A 17,214-nucleotide genomic window follows, 5' to 3' on the forward strand; every position below is an offset into this window, starting at 1 on the left:
AATAATCCATCCAACAAATTGAGAGCCTCTTTCAGGCTCGGACGGAAAATCGATCGAACGCTGTCAGGATTTGTAAGCGCGGCTCGACATCCCGCAGATAAATTTCGGTCTGGAGGAAGGCGATTTCTTCATCCAGCTTGCTTTCGTCGATATCGACATACCAAGACCGCGGCCTGCCATCGCTTCCATCGCTCCAACGATAGCCACGCCGCTTGAGTGCGTCCTTTAGCTCGAAGGGCGTTTGCTCGGCCCACACGCGTACCGTCTTCTTGCGGGCCTGTTCGAGTAGGATGGCAAGTGCCGGCGAGCTCGTTGTCGGTAACTCAAAGGCTAAAATTTCCAGCAAAGCATGGCAATCGTCGACTGCCCTGTGAGCTTGATGGAAATAACCCGCACCGTTCAAAAGGTACCCTAAACGTGAGCCTTCGAAGCCATGCTTCCGCCAATCGACCTCTGTTGCCGAACAGCCCCAAGCCTTCTGTTGGAAAATCGGCCAGTAACGTTCCGAAAATTTGCGATCGAAACTCGCGTTGTGCGCGATGACAATTACGGCATCGTGCGCGAATGACGAGACGGCCGTCTCTTCGATGCGTTGTCCTGATACCATCTCGTCCGTAATGCCGGTAAGAGCCGTCACTTCGATCGGTATCGCCCCTGTTGGCTCATTGAACGATGAAAAGACATCCCTGATGCGGACGATCCGACCATCAGGGAGGTAGTCGAATTTGACCATGCCGAGCTCGATGACCTCGTCGTTTCGCTGATCAAGCCCAGTGGTTTCGACATCAAGGAGGACGGCCGTTTTGGTGTTATGATCGCCGGATGATACGAAAGTGGTGCGGGGAAGCAGTCGGCGCAAGACACGGTAGTCGGGGGATTTCGCCAGCTCCTCGGCCATGGCGGCCAGAGTTAGATCGTTGTCAGACATGCTACTCTTGCGATCCTTAGGCGTTGCCAACGCATCGAGTTTAGCTCGGCTAACTCTAATCTGCTTCAAATGCCGAAATCCAGCTGCGGCGGCTCCGCATCATCCCCGTCCTGTAGGGAAGAGAGCGATATCCCCAAAAGGCGCACTGCTTTAGGGAAAGGCATGTTGTCCTTCAGAAGGCCGATCGCCAGATGCGCAAGATCATCCCGGTTTGCGACGGGCGAAGAAGCGGATCGGCTGCGGGTGATGATCTCAAAATCGGAATATTTCACCTTAAGCGTCATCGTTCGCCCCCGACTGCCCTTATTCTCGCAATGCCGCCAGACCTTGTCGATCAATGGCTGCAGCTCGGAGAGCATGGCCGCGAAGTCAGCAAGATCGCTGGGGAACGTGTGTTCGGCGCCGATGGATTTCCGGATTCGGTCGGCCCGGACCTCACGGTGATCGACGCCTCTCGATATCCAATAAAAGTATGCGCCCGCCTTGCCGAAGTTTTCCTGCATGAATTCGAGTGATTGATTACGCATGTCGAGGCCGGTGTGAAGGCCGAGGGAGTTCATCTTGGCGCTAGTCGCCGGCCCGATGCCATGAAACTTGCCGACCGGTAGGGCTTCTACGAATGCGGGTCCCATCTCCGGTGTGATGACATACTGACCGTTCGGCTTGCGGTAATCGGAGGCGAGCTTCGCCAGAAACTTGTTGTAGGAAATACCGGCGGATGCGTTGAGGCCGGTTACCTCCTTGATCTTCGCACGGATCGCGAACGCCACGTCTCGAGCCAACTGAATGTTTTGCAGATTTTCGGTCACGTCGAGGTAGGCCTCGTCCAGCGACAGCGGCTCGATGATCGGAGTGTGCTCGGCGAAGATCTCGCGGATTTGCTGGGAGACCGCTTTGTAGACCTCGAACCGCGGCTTGACGAAGATGAGATCCGGGCGTTGCCGCTTCGCGGTAACCGATGGCATGGCCGACCTGACGCCGAACTTGCGCGCTTCGTAGCTGGCTGCCGCCACCACGCCGCGCTCGCGGGATCCGCCGACGGCTACCGGCTTGCCGCGGAGATCCGGATTGTCCCGCTGCTCAACGGACGCATAGAAGGCGTCCATGTCGACGTGGATGATCTTGCGTTGGCCGGGCGAGGGCCCTGCCGGGTCGTCGTCTTCGGCGGTCACGTTGTCTGCCCGGCTGGGTCTTCCTTGACGCCGCGGGCGACGATCCTGAGCGATCCGTCCGGAAGCGGCCTCTGCAACTTCAGGGCTTCTTCCACGGGGGCCGTCATCCAGGTTTCGACTTCTTCCGGCGTTGTCAGGATGACGGGCATCGCCTTGGGATGGATGGCGCCGACCTCTGCGTTCGGCTCCGTCGTGAGGAACGCGTAGAGGTCGTTGGTCGTCTCACCTTCCTTGACTTTCCGGACAGACGTCCAGTTGGCCCAGATGCCGGCGAAGCATGCGAGGGGACGGGTCTCATCGAGCGCGAACCAAATATCGCCGCCCTCGGCTTTGTTGAACTCGCTGAAGGAGTTGAACGGCACCACGCAGCGATTTTCGGTCCCCAGCCATCGCGTCCAGTGCTTGCTTTTCACGTTGCGGATGTTGGTTGTGCCGCCGTCCGGCTCCATTCGCAGAAGTTCCTTGAAATCCACTGCCTTGCCTTTGGCCTGCAGCTTCTCGGCTCGTTTCTTGGTGGCGTCCATCAGCGCCTTTGATGACGATGGCATCCCCCATCGCGCCGTAGCGAGCTCGCGGCCCTCGGCTCCATTCCGCACGATCGGTGCTTTGTAGTCGGGAAAAACTCCCGGCATCGGCGCCAGATTTCCAACGTATCGGTTCACGACGCGGAACAGCGCGCTGATCGCGGCTTGGTTGGTCGTGATCGAATAAAGATTGCACATCGGTCAGGATTCGGTTCGAGGGTGGCGCGGCTGCCACGTCAACTGTAGCAGAGTCGCCGATGGACGCCGGCCCGCCTTGGCGCATTTGCGGCAGCGCAGCCGGCTGGCGAGATCGTGCACGAAGGTGGTCGGCGGGTGCTTCATCGCCGCGAGGTCGACATCGCTCGGCGTCTTGCAGCGCGCGCACCTGATTTCCAGCCAGGGGAAGCCTCCGTTCACGGCCTGGTCGATGGTCGGCGACGGATCGATCGGCTCGCCGTCACTCCACATCCGCTCGTTCCAGCTTTCGCAAAGCAGCCTGTCGGCTTGCTGGATCATCGCCTCGCCTTTGGCCCGCATCTCCGCCGATTGGGTAGCCAGGATGTTAGCCATCGCCCGTGCCTTGCCGAGCTCTTTTGCCAGAGCCTTGCGATCGCCGCCCGACAGGGGCGTAGGGTGATACTTCGGGGCCATCCGGACATCCAGGCGCAAAGAGATCGGATCGGCAAATCCAGAGCGACTACGGCGTCTCGAACGCTGGCCAGCACCCGTCTTCTTCATGCCTGCCGGTGCGCTGCTGGCAGGTGTTGTCGAGCAGCCGCTGCGCGACATCCTTCCAGGCCCCGCTGCGGCCATACAATCGGACGGCATCGGCCGTCTGGATTTCGACTATTCGCTCGCAGCGGCGGCAGGTCACGCGGAGGACGTGGCGCTCAACGTCGCAAAGACGTTGCTGCCGGATCTCGGTTGCGGTCGCGCCGGCGCGAGGATCTTTGAGCACCGAGTCCCAGTATTCGGCCGGAAGCGGTGCATCCGGAGCCGCAGCGGGAGGTGTTGGCCTGTGGGCGGCCTGGGCGGCCAGCTTTTCCATCTGCTTCGGGGTCGGCATGCGCCAGCTCGCGGGTCGGTCGGTCATGCCCGAATTAGAACATAACAAGAACAAATGTCGAGTCCGCTCCGGTCAGCACTGAGAAAAAATCATCCTGGCGGGAAGGATGTGATGTCGGAACCAAGGCTGGTGGATCGTCTTGAATCCGGCATCAGTAACGGAGTTCCCCCGCCATGGCCCCCCGCGCCAACTGGAAAGGCTTCCTACGTCTTTCGCTGGTCACCTGTCCGGTTGCGCTCTATCCGGCCACATCGGAATCCGAAAAGGTCTCGTTCAACCAGCTGAACCGAAAGACCGGCCATCGGATCAAGTACGCCAAGGTGGATGCCGACACCGGCGAGGAGGTCGACAACGAGGACATCGTCAAAGGCTACAAGGTCGACACGGACACTTTCATCGAGGTGACGAAGGAAGAGCTGGAGAACGTCGCGCTGGAATCAACGCGAACGATCGAAATCGACGAGTTCGTCGACCGGAGTGAGATCGACCCGCGGTATCTGATCCGCCCCTACTATCTGTGCCCGGATGGCAAGGTTGGGCACGACGCCTTCGCAGTCATCCGCGAAACCATTCGCGAGATGAACAAGGTTGCAATCGGTCGCGTCGTGCTGACGAACCGCGAGCACATCATTGCGCTTGAGCCTCTGGACAAGGGGCTGATGGGGACGCTGTTGCGCTATCCTTACGAAGTGCGTTCCGCGGACGAGTATTTCGATGAGATCCAGGATGTCAAAGTGACCAAGGACATGCTTGATCTCGCCAAGCATATCGTCAATCAGAAGGCGGGCCATTTCGAGCCGGATAAATTCGAAGACCAGTACGAAACCGCTCTCATCGATCTCATCAATCAGAAGCGTGCCGGCAAACCCATCACCGCGAAAGCGCGTCCTCGAGGTGAGAACGTCGTTGACCTGATGGACGCGCTGCGCAAGAGCCTCGGACGAGACGCGGCGGGCCCGACCGATGCGCCGAAGAAGACAGCCAAGAAGCCACGCAAGGCGGTCGCTGGGCAGAAGGAAATGCTGATGCCGATCACCGGCAAAAAAGCGGCGAAGGAGGGTGCGGCGAAAAAGCCCTCCGCAAGGTCGCAGCGAAAGTCGGCTTAGACCCCCAAGGTCGGAGACGGGTTAGCCTCAATGCTTAGCGCCGGTCCTCCTCGTCAGGGGAGCATTCTGGACAGGTATCGCCAATCGAGTCCAGCACGTCGCGAACCGCGGCTTCCGCCGCCTGAGGGGATACGTCTGCTGGCGGGTCTCGACGAGCGATATCGAAGGCCCGCTCTCGCGCATGCGGATCGGCGCGATCCTGCATCCAACCGTGCTCCTTGCACTCGCGGATGGCGCCTACTTCCTGGAGAACGTGGATCGCCCATCCCCGCAGCGTCCGTGTTGTCGGCCTTCGCTCACTGATCATCAGCATTGAAATAGACTCCGAATACGACGAATCCTGTGGCCCGTCGTTTGTTCCGGCTGCTAGCACAAGGCTGGGATTCCCGACGGCAGAGGACGAGGTTTTCCCGCGTTCCGAGACCACTGTGAAATGCCAGGCTGTTCTCGCAGGATTGCCAGCATCACGTTCGCTCAGGTCTTTAGTGGGTGTGCGCGTGCGGCCAAGGCCGCACCGGGCTCTCGTGAACCGAGCCGCGAAGCGTCTCGGCCTTGCGGCTTCGATCCCTCGCGCTAGCGCTTTGGTGCTCCTCGCCGGGGGCACTCGGGAAAGGGGCTCGCCTGCGGCGATCGCTATCGCTGCCCCGTTCCCGGGTGCCGCTATTGAACCGGTCTCGTCGCTACACTCGGACCCGCGTGCCCCTTCGGGTCGCTATGCTCACGCTCTCCGGGTGCCATTTTCCGTTGAGGCGATGCGCCCCTGGCGCACGCCTGATCAGGCCTGTGGCCTGCCATATTGCGAAGCGGCTGAGAGTAAGAGTGCAGGCTGGGTTTTTCCGTGACGGGTTACAAGCTGCGAGAGAGGCTCGCGGTGCCTGTCGCGGAGACCCGCGATGTCAAACCCTACTGCTTGCGCGTGCGCCGGCCAGGAACGGGCGAACCTCTATGACGAAATCACCGACAGGATCATTGCCGAGCTTGAGGCCGGACGCGTCCCCTGGATTCAGCCCTGGGGTACTGCCGCGGCGAAAGCGCCGCTGGCGATGCCGAAAAACGCGTCGACCAACCGGCAATACAGTGGGGTGAACATCCTCATCCTCTGGGGAGCCGTGATCGAACGCGGATTCACCGGGCAAAGTTGGCTCACTTTCCGCCAAGCGCTCTCGCTTGGCGGCCACGTTCGCAAGGGAGAGCGCGGCACCGCAGTCGTCTACGCTGATCGTTTCGTGCCGAATGACGAAAAGCGACGCGCCGCCGAGACCGGCGAAGACGCGCAGGCAATTCCATTCCTCAAACGATTTACCGTTTTCAACGTCGATCAGTGCGAAGATCTGCCCGATGGTATTGCCACCGCTGCGCCGCCACCGCCCGCTGGCCTCATCGAACCCACCGTCGACGCCCTGATCACGGCCACCGGAATTCCATTTCGGATCGGCGGAGATCGCGCATTCTATGCAACGGCCGAAGACTACGTTCAGGTCCCGCCGCCGCAGGCCTATTTCGAACCCATCAACTGGCACCGCACAGCGTTGCATGAACTCGGTCATGCGACTGGGCATCCCTCGCGCCTCAATCGCGACCAGAGCGGATCCTACGGTACGAAGAAATATGCCTTCGAAGAACTGGTCGCCGAGTTGAGTTCCGCGTTCAGCTGCGCGTCTCTCGGGATCGTCCCGACCGTGCGCCATGCCGACTATATCGGCTCCTGGCTTGACGTCCTGCGCGAAGACAATCGGGCCATCGTGCGTGCCGCCTCGCAGGCGAGCAAGGCCGCGGACTATTTGCTCGGCTTCGCTCCCGGGTCCATTGAACCCGCGTCGCCGGATTCAGTTGTCGCCGATCACGAGGCGGCGTGATGTTCGGCCTCGTGGCCGCCCGAGAGTGAGAGGAGGGGACGCTGTTCGCGACGGGTTGGAAGCCGAGAGAGAGTCTTCCGGCCGCCCGTCGTGGAGAGCCAAAATGACGAAAGCCGTACAAAAGATCACACTATCGCCTTCCCGGGACATTCCCTTCAACAAGCTCGTGCTCAGCCAGTCGAACGTTCGCCGCGTCAAGGCCGGTGTCTCGATCGAGCAGCTAGCCGAGAGCATCGCGCAGCGTACGCTTCTGCAAAGTCTGAGTGTTCGGGCCGTCGTCGATGGAGACGGCGCCGAAACCGGCATGTTCGAGGTGCCGGCGGGCGGCAGGCGCTATCGTGCTCTCGAGCTCCTCGTGAAACAAAAGCGCATGTCAAAGACGCAGGCGGTGCCGTGCGTTGTGCGTGAAGGGGGCATTGCCGCGGACGATTCGGTGGCGGAGAACGATGAGCGGGTCGGCCTACATCCGCTCGATCAGTTTCGGGCCTTCCAGACACTCCGCGATCTCGGCATGACCGAGGAAGACATCGCCGCCCGGCACTTCGTGAACCCGGCGATCGTCAAACAGCGGCTGCGGCTGGCGTCGGTGTCGCCGAAGTTGCATGAGGTCTATGCTGAAAACGGCATGACGCTCGAGCAGCTCATGGCGTTCTCGGTCACGGCCGATCACGCCCGCCAGGAGCAAGTCTGGGAGAACGTCAGCCGTTCCGGTTACGACGAGCCATACCAGATCCGCCGCATGCTGACCGAGAACACCGTGCGCGGGTCCGATCGGCGGGCCCAATTTGTGGGCCTCGATGCCTATCAGCACGCAGGTGGCGGCGTTCTGCGGGATCTGTTCGAGCACGACGACGGCGGCTGGCTTCAGGACGTCGTGTTGCTCGACGGCCTCGTAACCGAAAAGCTCAAAGCCGAAGCTGAGACGATTGCGGCCGAAGGCTGGAAGTGGATCTCGGTCGCCGTAGAGTTCCCCTACGGTCACACTCAAGGCCTACGAGAAATCGAAGGCAAACCTGTCGATCTCTCGCCTGAGGAGCAGGCCACCATCGATGCTCTCAACGCCGAGCAGGCCAAGCTTGAATCCGATTACCAGGATGCCGATGAATTGCCCGACGAGGTCGATCAGCGTCTCGGCGAAATCGAGGTGGCACTGGTGGCATTCGAAGATCGGCCGATGCTTTACGAACCGACGGAGATCGCCCGAGCCGGTGTCTTCATCAGCATCGATTCCGAAGGACGCCTCTCGGTTGACCGGGGTTACGTCCGGCCAGAGGATGAGGTGCCGGCAACTGATACTGATGTCGGGCGGGGCGTCGATCCGTCGTCGACCGAAGGTCAAGAAGAGGGCCCTTCCGTCCAGCGCACGGTGATCGCGCTCGCGGGTAGTGCTCCTGATGCCGAAGAAGATGATGAGGACGCGGCCAGGCTTCTGCCGGATCGACTGATCATCGAGCTGACCGCACATCGCACGCTGGCGTTGCGGGATGCGCTGGCCGAAAATCCGGCGGTCGCGTTCCAGGCGGTGCTGCATAACTTCGTGCTGACGGCCTTTTACCGGTTCGCCTCGTTCGGGAGCTGTCTTGAGATCGGCCTTCGCACGCCGAACTTTCCCGCTCAAGCTCCGGGGCTGAGGGAAAGCGTCTCCGCCAAGGCTGTCGAGGCGCGGCATGAGGCCTGGAAGGCACGGTTGCCGAAGAGCGAGAACGATCTCTGGGATGCGCTGACGGCTCTCGATGGTGGTGCACAGGCATCGCTGTTCGCCCACTGCGCGTCATTCGCGGTCAACGCCATCTATGAACCGGCCAACCGCTACAATCAGGGCCGTGTCTCCGCTCACGGTGTCCGCACGCGTCTTGACCAAGCTGATGTGCTGGCGCGCGCGGTCGGGCTTGACATGGTGCAGGCTGGCTGGCGACCGACCATCGACAACTATCTCGGTCGGGTCACCAAGCCCCGTATTCTCGAAGCGGTGCGGGAAGCCAAGGGCGAGTCGGCAGCACAACTGATCGACCATCTAAAGAAGGCCGACATGGCCAAGGAGGCCGAGCGTCTTCTGGATGGCTCGGGTTTGGTTGCCGGAGCCGCTGCGTCTCGTCGATCCCGATGTGGCGCCAGTGGAGCAGGAGGGCGAAGCGGGCTCACTGCCCGAATTCCTCGCCGACGAGGAGGATCCGGAGAACGCCGGCGACGATGATCCGCAACAGCTCGACGCGGCTGAGTGAACATCATCGAGCGGGCTAGGGCCGTCCCGCAGTTGCTTGGGGACCGGTGTACAGCGCCGGTCCCCATTCTTATGGGCGAGGGCTGAGAGGGAGAGCCGGGCCGGGAGGGTTTGAGCCGTCGGGGTCAGAGGAGAGCGCCTGGTGGTTCGACCCATTCCTGCTCTCCGAAAGAACCCTGCCATGACCGAATCTCTTGCCGGCGGTGTCGCCACGCCGCTCTCCATGCGTGCCGCTGCAAATCTCACCTCTGCCGCTGTTAGGGCCGCGCGACAGGTCCTGACCGAGCTCGAACGCGGCCGTCGCATCGATGCCGCTGTTCTGCGTAGCGCTGTGGAGTCTGCCTTCAGCGCCTCGGACACGGCCGGCGCCTGGAACTGGAAGACCGCCTATGACGTCTGCGAGGCGGCAACCGTTCTGTTTCTTCGCAAGTTCGGACCGGCCATGCGGGCCAGGGCTGGCGCGACGGCCGCCATGCTGCCGATGCTCGCGCGAGTGACCGGTCTTCTCCCGACCCACACGCGACGTTCCGAAGATAGTCAGGCGCTTCAGCAGTTCTCGACGCCGATCCCGCTTGGGCTTGCCGCATGCACTGCAGCCGGCATTACGCCGGTCGACCGCGTTCTGGAGCCTTCCGCGGGGACCGGCCTGCTCGCCGTCTTTGCCGAACTCGCCGGCGGCGCCTTGGTGTTGAACGAGTTGGCCGAAGCCCGCGCGGGTCTGCTCGATCATCTATTCACGGGCGTTAAGGTCACGCGGTTCGATGCCGCGCAGATCGATGACCACCTTGACGATGGTGTCGCACCGAGCGTCGTCCTGATGAACCCGCCGTTCTCGGCACTGGCGAATGTCGATCGACGGATGGCGGATGCGGCCCTCCGGCACATCACTTCAGCGCTCGCCCGTCTTTGCGACGGTGGGCGCCTCGTCGCCATCACTGGCGCAAGCTTCGCACCGGATAACCCGGCATGGCGAGATGCCTTTGTGCGGCTCCAGGAACGCGGGCAGGTGGTGTTTTCTGCGGGGATCGGTGGCGCCGTCTACGCGAAGCACGGAACACAAATCGACACACGGCTGCTTGTGATCGACAAGCTGCCCGCTACCGATCCGACGGTTTTTCCCGCATCGCCAGGAATGGCGACCGATGTCGCTACCTTACTTGGCTGGGTGAACCAGCATGTGTCTCCAAGGCTGCCCGTCGTCCCACCATCGGAGATGGCTGCTATCGGGCGGCCAGCGATGTCACGATCGGTCGGCGCCGTTGCACCACGTTCTTCGTCCTCTTCGATAAGCGCAGCACCAGAGGGTGTCGAACTTGCGTACGAGACGGTCGAGTGGTCGTCGCCGGAAGGCACCCGGCTCACCGATGCGCTTTACGAGGAGTACGGATTGCAGTCGATCCGTATTCCCGGATCGTGCGCACACCCAACCAAACTCGTGCAATCCGCGGCGATGGCTTCCGTTGCGCCACCGAAGCCATCCTATCGTCCGCACCTGCCGGTCAATGTTATGGCAGACGGAGTTCTATCGGATGCCCAGCTCGAGAGCATCGTCTATGCCGGTGAGGCGCATTCCGAGTTTCTCGCGGGCTCCTGGACGGTCGATGCGACCTTTGATGTTGTCGCCGCCGCGCGCGACGACGCAGAGAATGCCGTCCGCTTTCGCCGCGGTTGGTTTTTGGGTGATGGCACGGGTGCGGGCAAGGGACGGCAGGTCGCCGGAATCCTGCTCGACAACTGGCTCAAGGGCCGCCGGCGGGCCGTCTGGATCAGCAAGTCCGACAAGCTGATCGAGGATGCGCAGCGCGACTGGTCCGCGCTCGGGATGGAGCGACTGCTGGTTACGCCGTTGTCTCGGTTTCGCCAGGGCACACCGATACGGCTTTCAGAAGGCATCCTATTTACCACCTATGCCACGCTACGGACCGATGAGCGGGGCGAAAAGCTTTCGCGTGTCAGGCAGATCGTCGAATGGTTGGGCTCGGACTTCGACGGAGTGATCATCTTCGACGAGAGCCACGCCATGCAGAATGCGGTCGGGGGCAAGGGCGAGCGCGGTGACCAGGCGGCCTCCCACCAGGGGCGCGCGGGGTTGAGGCTCCAGCACGCCTTGCCGAATGCTCGCGTCGTTTATGTGTCGGCGACCGGCGCGACCACGGTCCACAATCTTGCCTATGCCCAACGCCTCGGTCTTTGGGGCGGCGCTGACTTCCCGTTCGCCACCCGTGCCGAGTTCGTCGAAGCGATCGAGGAGGGCGGCGTCGCGGCCATGGAGGTGCTGGCGCGCGACCTCAAGGCGCTCGGTCTCTACGCAGCCCGCTCGCTCTCGTACGAGGGCGTCGAGTACGATCTCGTTGACCACCAGCTGACGCCGGAGCAGGTTCGCATCTACGATTCCTATGCCGGTGCGTTCAGCGTCATCCATAATAACCTCGATGCGGCGATGCGAGCCGCCAACATCACCGGCGCAACGGGAACGCTGAACGGGCAAGCCAAGTCTGCGGCACGCTCCGCCTTCGAGGGCGCCAAGCAGCGCTTCTTCGGGCACCTCCTGACCTCGATGAAGACGCCGTCGCTGATCCGATCGATCGAGAACGATCTTGAGGCTGGACACGCCGCAGTCATCCAGATCGTGTCGACGGGCGAAGCGCTGATGGAGCGCCGGCTCGCCGAAATCCCAACGGAGGAATGGGGCGACGTCCAGGTCGACATCACCCCGCGCGAGTATGTCCTCGACTATCTCGCTCATTCCTTTCCGGTCCAGCTCTACGAACCCTTCACCGACTCGGAGGGCAATCTCTCCTCCCGGCCTGTCTATCGCGACGGCCAGCCGGTCGAGAGTCGGGAAGCCGTCGCACGACGCGACCACCTCATCGAGAAGCTCGCCTCGCTGCCGCCGGTACCCGGCGCGCTCGATCAGATCGTGCAGCGCTTCGGCGCGGACTTTGTCGCCGAGGTGACTGGTCGATCGCGCCGCATCGTTCGGAAGGGCGATCGCTTGGTGGTTGAAAACCGAGCCGGCTCGGCCAACCTCGCCGAGACCTCGGCCTTCATGGATGACGTCAAGCACATCCTGGTATTCTCCGATGCGGGTGGCACGGGGCGGAGCTACCATGCCGAGCTCTCAGCCCGGAATCGCCGCTTGCGGGTCCACTACCTGCTCGAGCCCGGTTGGAAGGCCGACGCCGCGATTCAGGGCCTCGGCCGCACCAACCGGACCAACCAGGCGCAGCCACCGTTGTTTCGTCCGATTGCGACCGACGTGAAGGCCGAAAAGCGTTTTCTCAGCACGATTGCCCGCCGGCTCGACACCCTGGGAGCCATTACGCGCGGCCAGCGCCAGACGGGAGGGCAGGGCCTGTTCCGGCCCGAGGATAACCTCGAAAGCCAGTACGGGCGTGACGCCTTGCGTCAGCTCTACACGCTGCTTGCGCGAGGCAAGCTCGACGGTTGCTCGCTTGAAGGGTTCGAGGAATCGACCGGCCTGAAGCTGACCGACGCTAATGGACTCAGGGATGACCTGCCGCCGATTACGACCTTCCTTAACAGGTTGCTCGCGCTCACTATCGACCTACAGAATGTCCTGTTCACCGCCTTCGAGCAGCTCTTGACCGCTCGGATCGAGGGTGCGGTTGCGTCCGGCACCTATGACATCGGGTTGGAAACGCTCCGTGCTGAAAGCTTTGTCGTCGCCGACCGGCGGACGATCTACGTCCATCCCGGCAATGGCGCCGAGACCCGGCTGCTCACGATCAGCCAGCGTCAGCGCAATCATCCTGTGAGTTTGGATGACGCTCTTGCTCGTCTTTCCGATCGTCATGCTGTCCTGCTGGTCAATGAGCGCTCGGGACGAGCCGCCGTGCAGGTCCCGACGGCGAGCGTCATGCTTGACGACGGCGAGATCGAGCGGCGCGTCCGGCTAGTCCGGCCGATGGAGCAGCACACGGTCTCCTTGAACATGATGGCGGAGAGCCACTGGGTGGAAGCGGGCCGCGAACGCTTCGCCGCGGCTTGGCTAGCGGAGCTTGCCGAGGTGCCCGAGTTCACGGAAAGCACGATCCACGTCGTTGCGGGATTGCTGCTACCCATCTGGAAGCAGTTGCCGAACGAATCGACCCGCGTCTATCGTCTCCAGACCGATGCGGGCGAACGCATCATCGGCCGCAAGGTTTCGGCCGCGTGGGTCGCAAGCGTCCTTGCGACGGACGCGCCTTCGCTGGCACCGGCCGCTGCCTTTGCCGCGCTGATGGAGGGACGGACCGTCCTCGAACTCGTGGAGGAACTCCAACTTCGCCGCGTCCGGGTGATGGGGGCCTACCGCATCGAACTGTCAGGCTTCAACGACACGATGCGCGATCGCCTGCGGGCTTACGGTCTCTTTGGGGAGATCATCTCCTGGAAGCTGCGCATGTTCGTGCCCACGGACGCGAGCGGCGTGGAGGTCCTGTCCAGGGTGCTCGACACGTATCCGGTAGCGCGCATCGGCGAGCGGGAGGCCGCCTGATGTCCCGCGATGCTTCCGAACTGGCACGCCGCCTCTCGCGCGAGGCTGAGGCGGTGTGCCGACACTATCTCTCCAATGGCAGGCGGGCAGGGCGGTACTGGCTGGTCGGCGACGTCCACAACACCCCGGGTCGATCGTTATATGTGCGACTCCAGGAATCGTCGAAGGGCCCAGCCGGCAAGTGGACTGATGCTGCGACCGGGGAGCATGGCGATCTCCTCGACATCATCCGCGAAAGTCTGACCTTGCGAGACTTTCGCGAGGTCGCCGAGGAGGCGAGACGGTTTCTGAAGCTGCCTCGTTCAGGGCAGCCATCGGCCCCGAAACCCGTTCGTTCGCGAGCGCCGACCGGATCACAACAGGCGGCTCGTCGGCTCTTCGCGATGTCCAGATCGATTGCAGGGACGGTAGCCGAGACGTACTTGCAGCGCCGCGGGATAACCCGCATCCACCATGGTGGCAGCCTGCGCTTCCACCCGCGTTGCTACTATCGGCCGGACGAGCATTCGCCGACAGAAACTTGGCCGGCGATGATAGCTTCCGTCACCGACCTCGATCGACGGATCACCGGCGTACACCGCACCTGGCTCGATCCAGACGGCTTTGATCGTGTGCGGCTCGGCAAGGCTCCGATCGACACGCCACGACGCGCCATGGGCGACTTGCTCGGCAATGCTGTTCGTTTCGGCGTGGTCGATGATGTGCTCGCTGCCGGCGAGGGCATCGAGACCATGCTGTCGCTGCGTTACGCACTGCCGGCCCTGCCCGTGATCGCCGCGCTTTCGGCTAACCATCTCGCAGCGATGATGCTGCCATCTGGCCTGCGTCGGCTCTATATCGCCCGCGATAACGATGCTGCCGGAGATGCCGTACAAGCGATTCTCACCCAGCGCGCGGAAGCCGTCGGCATTGAAGCGATCCCGCTGTCGCCTCGACTGTGCGACTTCAACGAAGATCTGCACATCTTCGGGATCGATGCTCTCCGAGCTTGCTTGTGGCTTCAACTCGTACCGGAGGACGTCGCGCGCTTCCTCCATTCTCCGGCGGTAGCCGCGGAATAGCCGGCGCGCTTCAATCGGCGTCGAGATCGATCGCGCCGACGCCAATGCCGGGAGAGACGCGACCACGGCCTTCTAGGGGGCGATCGGACGGCAAGCGGCTCGGGCCGGCAATGGCTGCGACCGGCTATTTTCCGCCGCGCGCCGGCGACGCGAAGGCAGATTAGCCATCTGGCGGGCGCGCTTTGCATCGCGAAGCAAAATAGCCGGCCTCCGCCATCCTCCGCTGCCGCTTCGGCCCTTTCGGGTTCTGGCCCGTTCCGCCTGCCGTCTGAGTGATCGCCACGAAGGCCGCGATGGTCGCGGTCGATCCGGCAAGGACCTCTCTCATGACCGACCATGACGACATCGAACCGCCGCACGCCGCATCTCCAACCGACCATGCTCTCACCGAATTGCAACTCTTCGGGTACCGCCCCTTCGAGGACCAGCCTGACCCACGGCCGCTTCCCGAGGGCAAGATGATCGCCGGCGCCACGGCCGATATCTTTGACGCCCTGGTTGCGACACTGAGCGACACACGGCTTGAGCCGGACCTCAATGATCTGCTCTGGTCGACCGTCAACCTGTTCCATCGTGCCGTCGACCGCATCGAACGCCAGATCGACGACAACGAACAGGCGCAGCAGAAGAGCCAGCGCGAGCAGAACGGCTCCGAAGTTCGATCGGTCGAACTCGAGCGCCTGACGGCTGAAGGCATCACACTGATCGAGCGCCGCAACTGCCTGGAGCTCTTCCGCGACCAGGCCATCGACCGCTTTGAGACACACACCGGCTCATTCTGGCGCCCCCGATCGGGATCGCTGGTGAACCACCGTACCCTGACCGCAGCGATGATCGACTCCCGCGACTTCATCGCAGCCAAGCGCCGCGCCGAGACCGAGGTCATGCTGCCCTCAGGGCCAAAAATCGCGCTCACCGGTGGGCTCGACTTCAATGACCACCACCTCATCTGGGATCGCCTTGACAAGGTTCACGCCAAGCATCCCGACATGGTCCTGCTCCATGGCGGCTCCCCGAAGGGTGCTGAACTGATCGCCTCGAAATGGGCGATCACCCGCAAGGTCGCTCAGATCGCCTTCAAGCCTGACTGGACGAAGCACGCCAAGGCAGCACCGTTCAAGCGCAACGATGCCATGCTCGAACTCCTGCCGATCGGCGTCATGCACTTCCCGGGCACGGGCATCCAGGACAACCTCGCCGACAAGGCGAAGCGGCTCGGTATCCCCGTCTGGAAGTTCGGCGGCGCGTGAGCGCCGTCTTCTCGACTGGAGTCTTCGAGGTGAAATTGCTCACGCCGCAACTCCGCCTCGTTTCGGCTTCATATCCAGAGTTGCGCCGTGGTGGTGGTGGAAGGCGCAACTGGTACATCTATGCACATGGAGCCACCACCATGCTCGCTCTTGGGCTTGTTCTCAACACGCTCGGCATCGGCTTGTTCTGCTGGGCGATCTTTGCACTCGCCGTGTATGCCCTGCCGTTTTACGTCGCACTGAGTATCGGGATGACTGCGTTTCAGAGCGGCGCCGGCCTCCTTGGCGCGCTGCTAATCGCAACGGCCGGCGGTGCGCTGACGCTCGTCCTCGGCCAGGTCGCCTTTGCTGCTACTCGGTCCTCCGCCTTGCGCGTCGCGATCGCCACAGCATTCGCTGCTCCCGCCGCCGTCGCCGGCTATCATGTGGCGTTCGCCCTGTCCCAGATCGGGGTGCCTTCGCTGGCTTGGCGTGAGGTCTTCGCGTGCCTCGGCGCGGTTTGCATTGGCGTAACGTCATGGATGCGCTTGATTGCTTTGGTGGAGACCCGCCCGTTAGAGTCGGGTGGGGTGGTGGAGAACTCGTCCTAACCGGTTCTTACGACTGCAAGCCTCGAAAGATGATCGTTTCCCGCCTTCAGCGTCGAACAGGTACGCGTAGATCGGCGCGGTGACCGGGGGGATGATCGAAACCTGCGCGCGGAGAGGCCGTCCTGCTCGGAACTCCTCGATCAAGCTGCCGACATTCGGTCTGGCCCACGAAGCCGCGGCAGAGCGATCTTACCTCGATCGATTCTTGGGAGACGATGCCGCCCTTTGCAGGAGATTGTTTCTCTTTCTGCGCTGAATGGTTCCGACCTCTTGTTCATCAAACCGAGATAGCCACGCTTCTCCGCAAGATTGTGGTTCAGCACGCGGACGCACGTGGCCTCGTTGATGGCTAGATCTGGCCGAAGACCGGCTTCGCCTCGATCGTCTGAGCCGCAACGCCGTTGATGCGACTTTCTTCCCCTGGGCTTCGCCCATTCCTCGCGAGACAAGAAAGTCGCCACAACGACGTCCTCCGCTGCGCTCCGGCCCGAGCGGGTGCGTCGCCGATCGTCTTCGGCCTCCAGATCGCCATCGAGGCCGCGGTGGTCGCGGGCTCGAAACACAACAGGAGAAGTGACATGGCTAACATCGGTTCTTTCAAGAAGGTCGGCAACGAGTTCCAGGGCGAGATCGTGACCCTGAGCCTGAAGGCCAAGGGCGTCCGCATCGTCGCCGAGACCAACCGGTCCAACGACAACGCTCCCAGCCACCGCATCTACGTGGGCCGCGCCGAAATCGGGGCCGCCTGGTCGAAGCGTTCCGAGGAAGGCCGCGATTACCTCTCACTCAAGCTCGACGACCCCTCGTTCAACGCGCCGATCTACGCGAACTTGTTCGACGACGAAGGCGGTGAAGGCTACACCCTGCTCTGGTCGCGGCCGCGCAAGACCGGCGAGTAAGAGCGCCCCATCAAGCCCCGTCCGGTCCGCCGGGCGGGGC

13 protein-coding genes and 1 pseudogene are annotated in these 17,214 nt (G+C 62.5%); 8 read left to right on the forward strand and 6 right to left on the reverse strand.

Annotated features, from left to right (window positions below; genetic code table 11):
- Window positions 1–31: 31 nt before the first annotated feature.
- From ACVMDN_RS07085 to ACVMDN_RS07105, 5 genes are all read right to left on the reverse strand, one after another.
- The gene (locus ACVMDN_RS07085; RefSeq protein ID WP_456835427.1) at window positions 32–928 is read right to left on the reverse strand and encodes a 3'-5' exonuclease; all 897 of its coding nucleotides are present in this window, start codon (window positions 926–928) and stop codon (window positions 32–34) included.
- A gap of 65 nt (window positions 929–993) precedes the next feature.
- Window positions 994–2,100, reverse strand: a complete 1,107-nt coding sequence (gene dinB, locus ACVMDN_RS07090) for a DNA polymerase IV (protein WP_456835426.1) — start codon at window positions 2,098–2,100, stop codon at window positions 994–996.
- Window positions 2,097–2,822, reverse strand: a complete 726-nt coding sequence (locus tag ACVMDN_RS07095; protein ID WP_456835425.1) for an SOS response-associated peptidase — start codon at window positions 2,820–2,822, stop codon at window positions 2,097–2,099. The genes dinB and ACVMDN_RS07095 overlap by 4 nt, the downstream gene beginning before the upstream one ends.
- 3 nt (window positions 2,823–2,825) lie before the next feature.
- Window positions 2,826–3,275 (reverse strand): hypothetical protein, encoded by a 450-nt coding sequence (locus ACVMDN_RS07100; RefSeq protein ID WP_253587629.1) that lies wholly within the window; start codon window positions 3,273–3,275, stop codon window positions 2,826–2,828.
- 46 nt (window positions 3,276–3,321) lie between these two features.
- On the reverse strand, window positions 3,322–3,717 hold the full coding sequence (locus tag ACVMDN_RS07105) for a hypothetical protein (RefSeq protein ID WP_456835424.1): 396 nt from the start codon (window positions 3,715–3,717) through the stop codon (window positions 3,322–3,324).
- Between the two features lie 146 nt (window positions 3,718–3,863).
- Between ACVMDN_RS07105 and ku the strand changes: the two genes are divergently transcribed.
- Window positions 3,864–4,796, forward strand: a complete 933-nt coding sequence (gene ku / locus ACVMDN_RS07110) for a non-homologous end joining protein Ku (RefSeq protein ID WP_456835423.1) — start codon at window positions 3,864–3,866, stop codon at window positions 4,794–4,796.
- A 34-nt stretch (window positions 4,797–4,830) separates the two neighbouring features.
- Here the strand turns inward: ku and ACVMDN_RS07115 are convergent, their stop codons facing one another.
- Entirely contained in the window at window positions 4,831–5,109 is a 279-nt protein-coding gene (locus ACVMDN_RS07115; protein WP_456835422.1) for a hypothetical protein, read from the reverse strand.
- A 580-nt stretch (window positions 5,110–5,689) separates the two neighbouring features.
- Between ACVMDN_RS07115 and ACVMDN_RS07120 the strand changes: the two genes are divergently transcribed.
- The 7 genes and pseudogenes from ACVMDN_RS07120 (at window position 5,690) to ACVMDN_RS07150 (ending at window position 17,174) form a co-directional block, all read left to right on the forward strand.
- Window positions 5,690–6,652 carry an ArdC family protein gene (locus ACVMDN_RS07120; protein ID WP_456835421.1) on the forward strand — a complete coding sequence of 321 codons (963 nt, stop codon included), beginning with the start codon at window positions 5,690–5,692 and terminating at the stop codon, window positions 6,650–6,652.
- 103 nt (window positions 6,653–6,755) lie between these two features.
- A pseudogene (locus tag ACVMDN_RS07125) lies at window positions 6,756–8,874 on the forward strand (ParB/RepB/Spo0J family partition protein).
- Between the two features lie 180 nt (window positions 8,875–9,054).
- Window positions 9,055–13,374, forward strand: a complete 4,320-nt coding sequence (locus ACVMDN_RS07130) for a strawberry notch-like NTP hydrolase domain-containing protein (RefSeq protein ID WP_456835419.1) — start codon at window positions 9,055–9,057, stop codon at window positions 13,372–13,374.
- Window positions 13,374–14,435: a DUF7146 domain-containing protein gene (locus tag ACVMDN_RS07135; RefSeq protein ID WP_456835418.1), complete on the forward strand. Its 1,062-nt coding sequence runs from the start codon at window positions 13,374–13,376 to the stop codon at window positions 14,433–14,435. The genes ACVMDN_RS07130 and ACVMDN_RS07135 overlap by 1 nt, the downstream gene beginning before the upstream one ends.
- A gap of 326 nt (window positions 14,436–14,761) precedes the next feature.
- Entirely contained in the window at window positions 14,762–15,685 is a 924-nt protein-coding gene (locus tag ACVMDN_RS07140; RefSeq protein ID WP_456835417.1) for a DUF2493 domain-containing protein, read from the forward strand.
- A complete protein-coding gene (locus ACVMDN_RS07145) occupies window positions 15,682–16,275 on the forward strand; it encodes a hypothetical protein (protein ID WP_456835416.1) in 594 nt (197 codons plus the stop codon). Before ACVMDN_RS07140 ends, ACVMDN_RS07145 begins: the two co-directional genes overlap by 4 nt.
- 578 nt (window positions 16,276–16,853) lie before the next feature.
- Window positions 16,854–17,174, forward strand: a complete 321-nt coding sequence (locus tag ACVMDN_RS07150; RefSeq protein WP_006018714.1) for a DUF736 domain-containing protein — start codon at window positions 16,854–16,856, stop codon at window positions 17,172–17,174.
- Window positions 17,175–17,214 lie beyond the last annotated feature (40 nt).

It is taken from the genome of Bradyrhizobium sp. USDA 4510 (genome assembly GCF_054059095.1).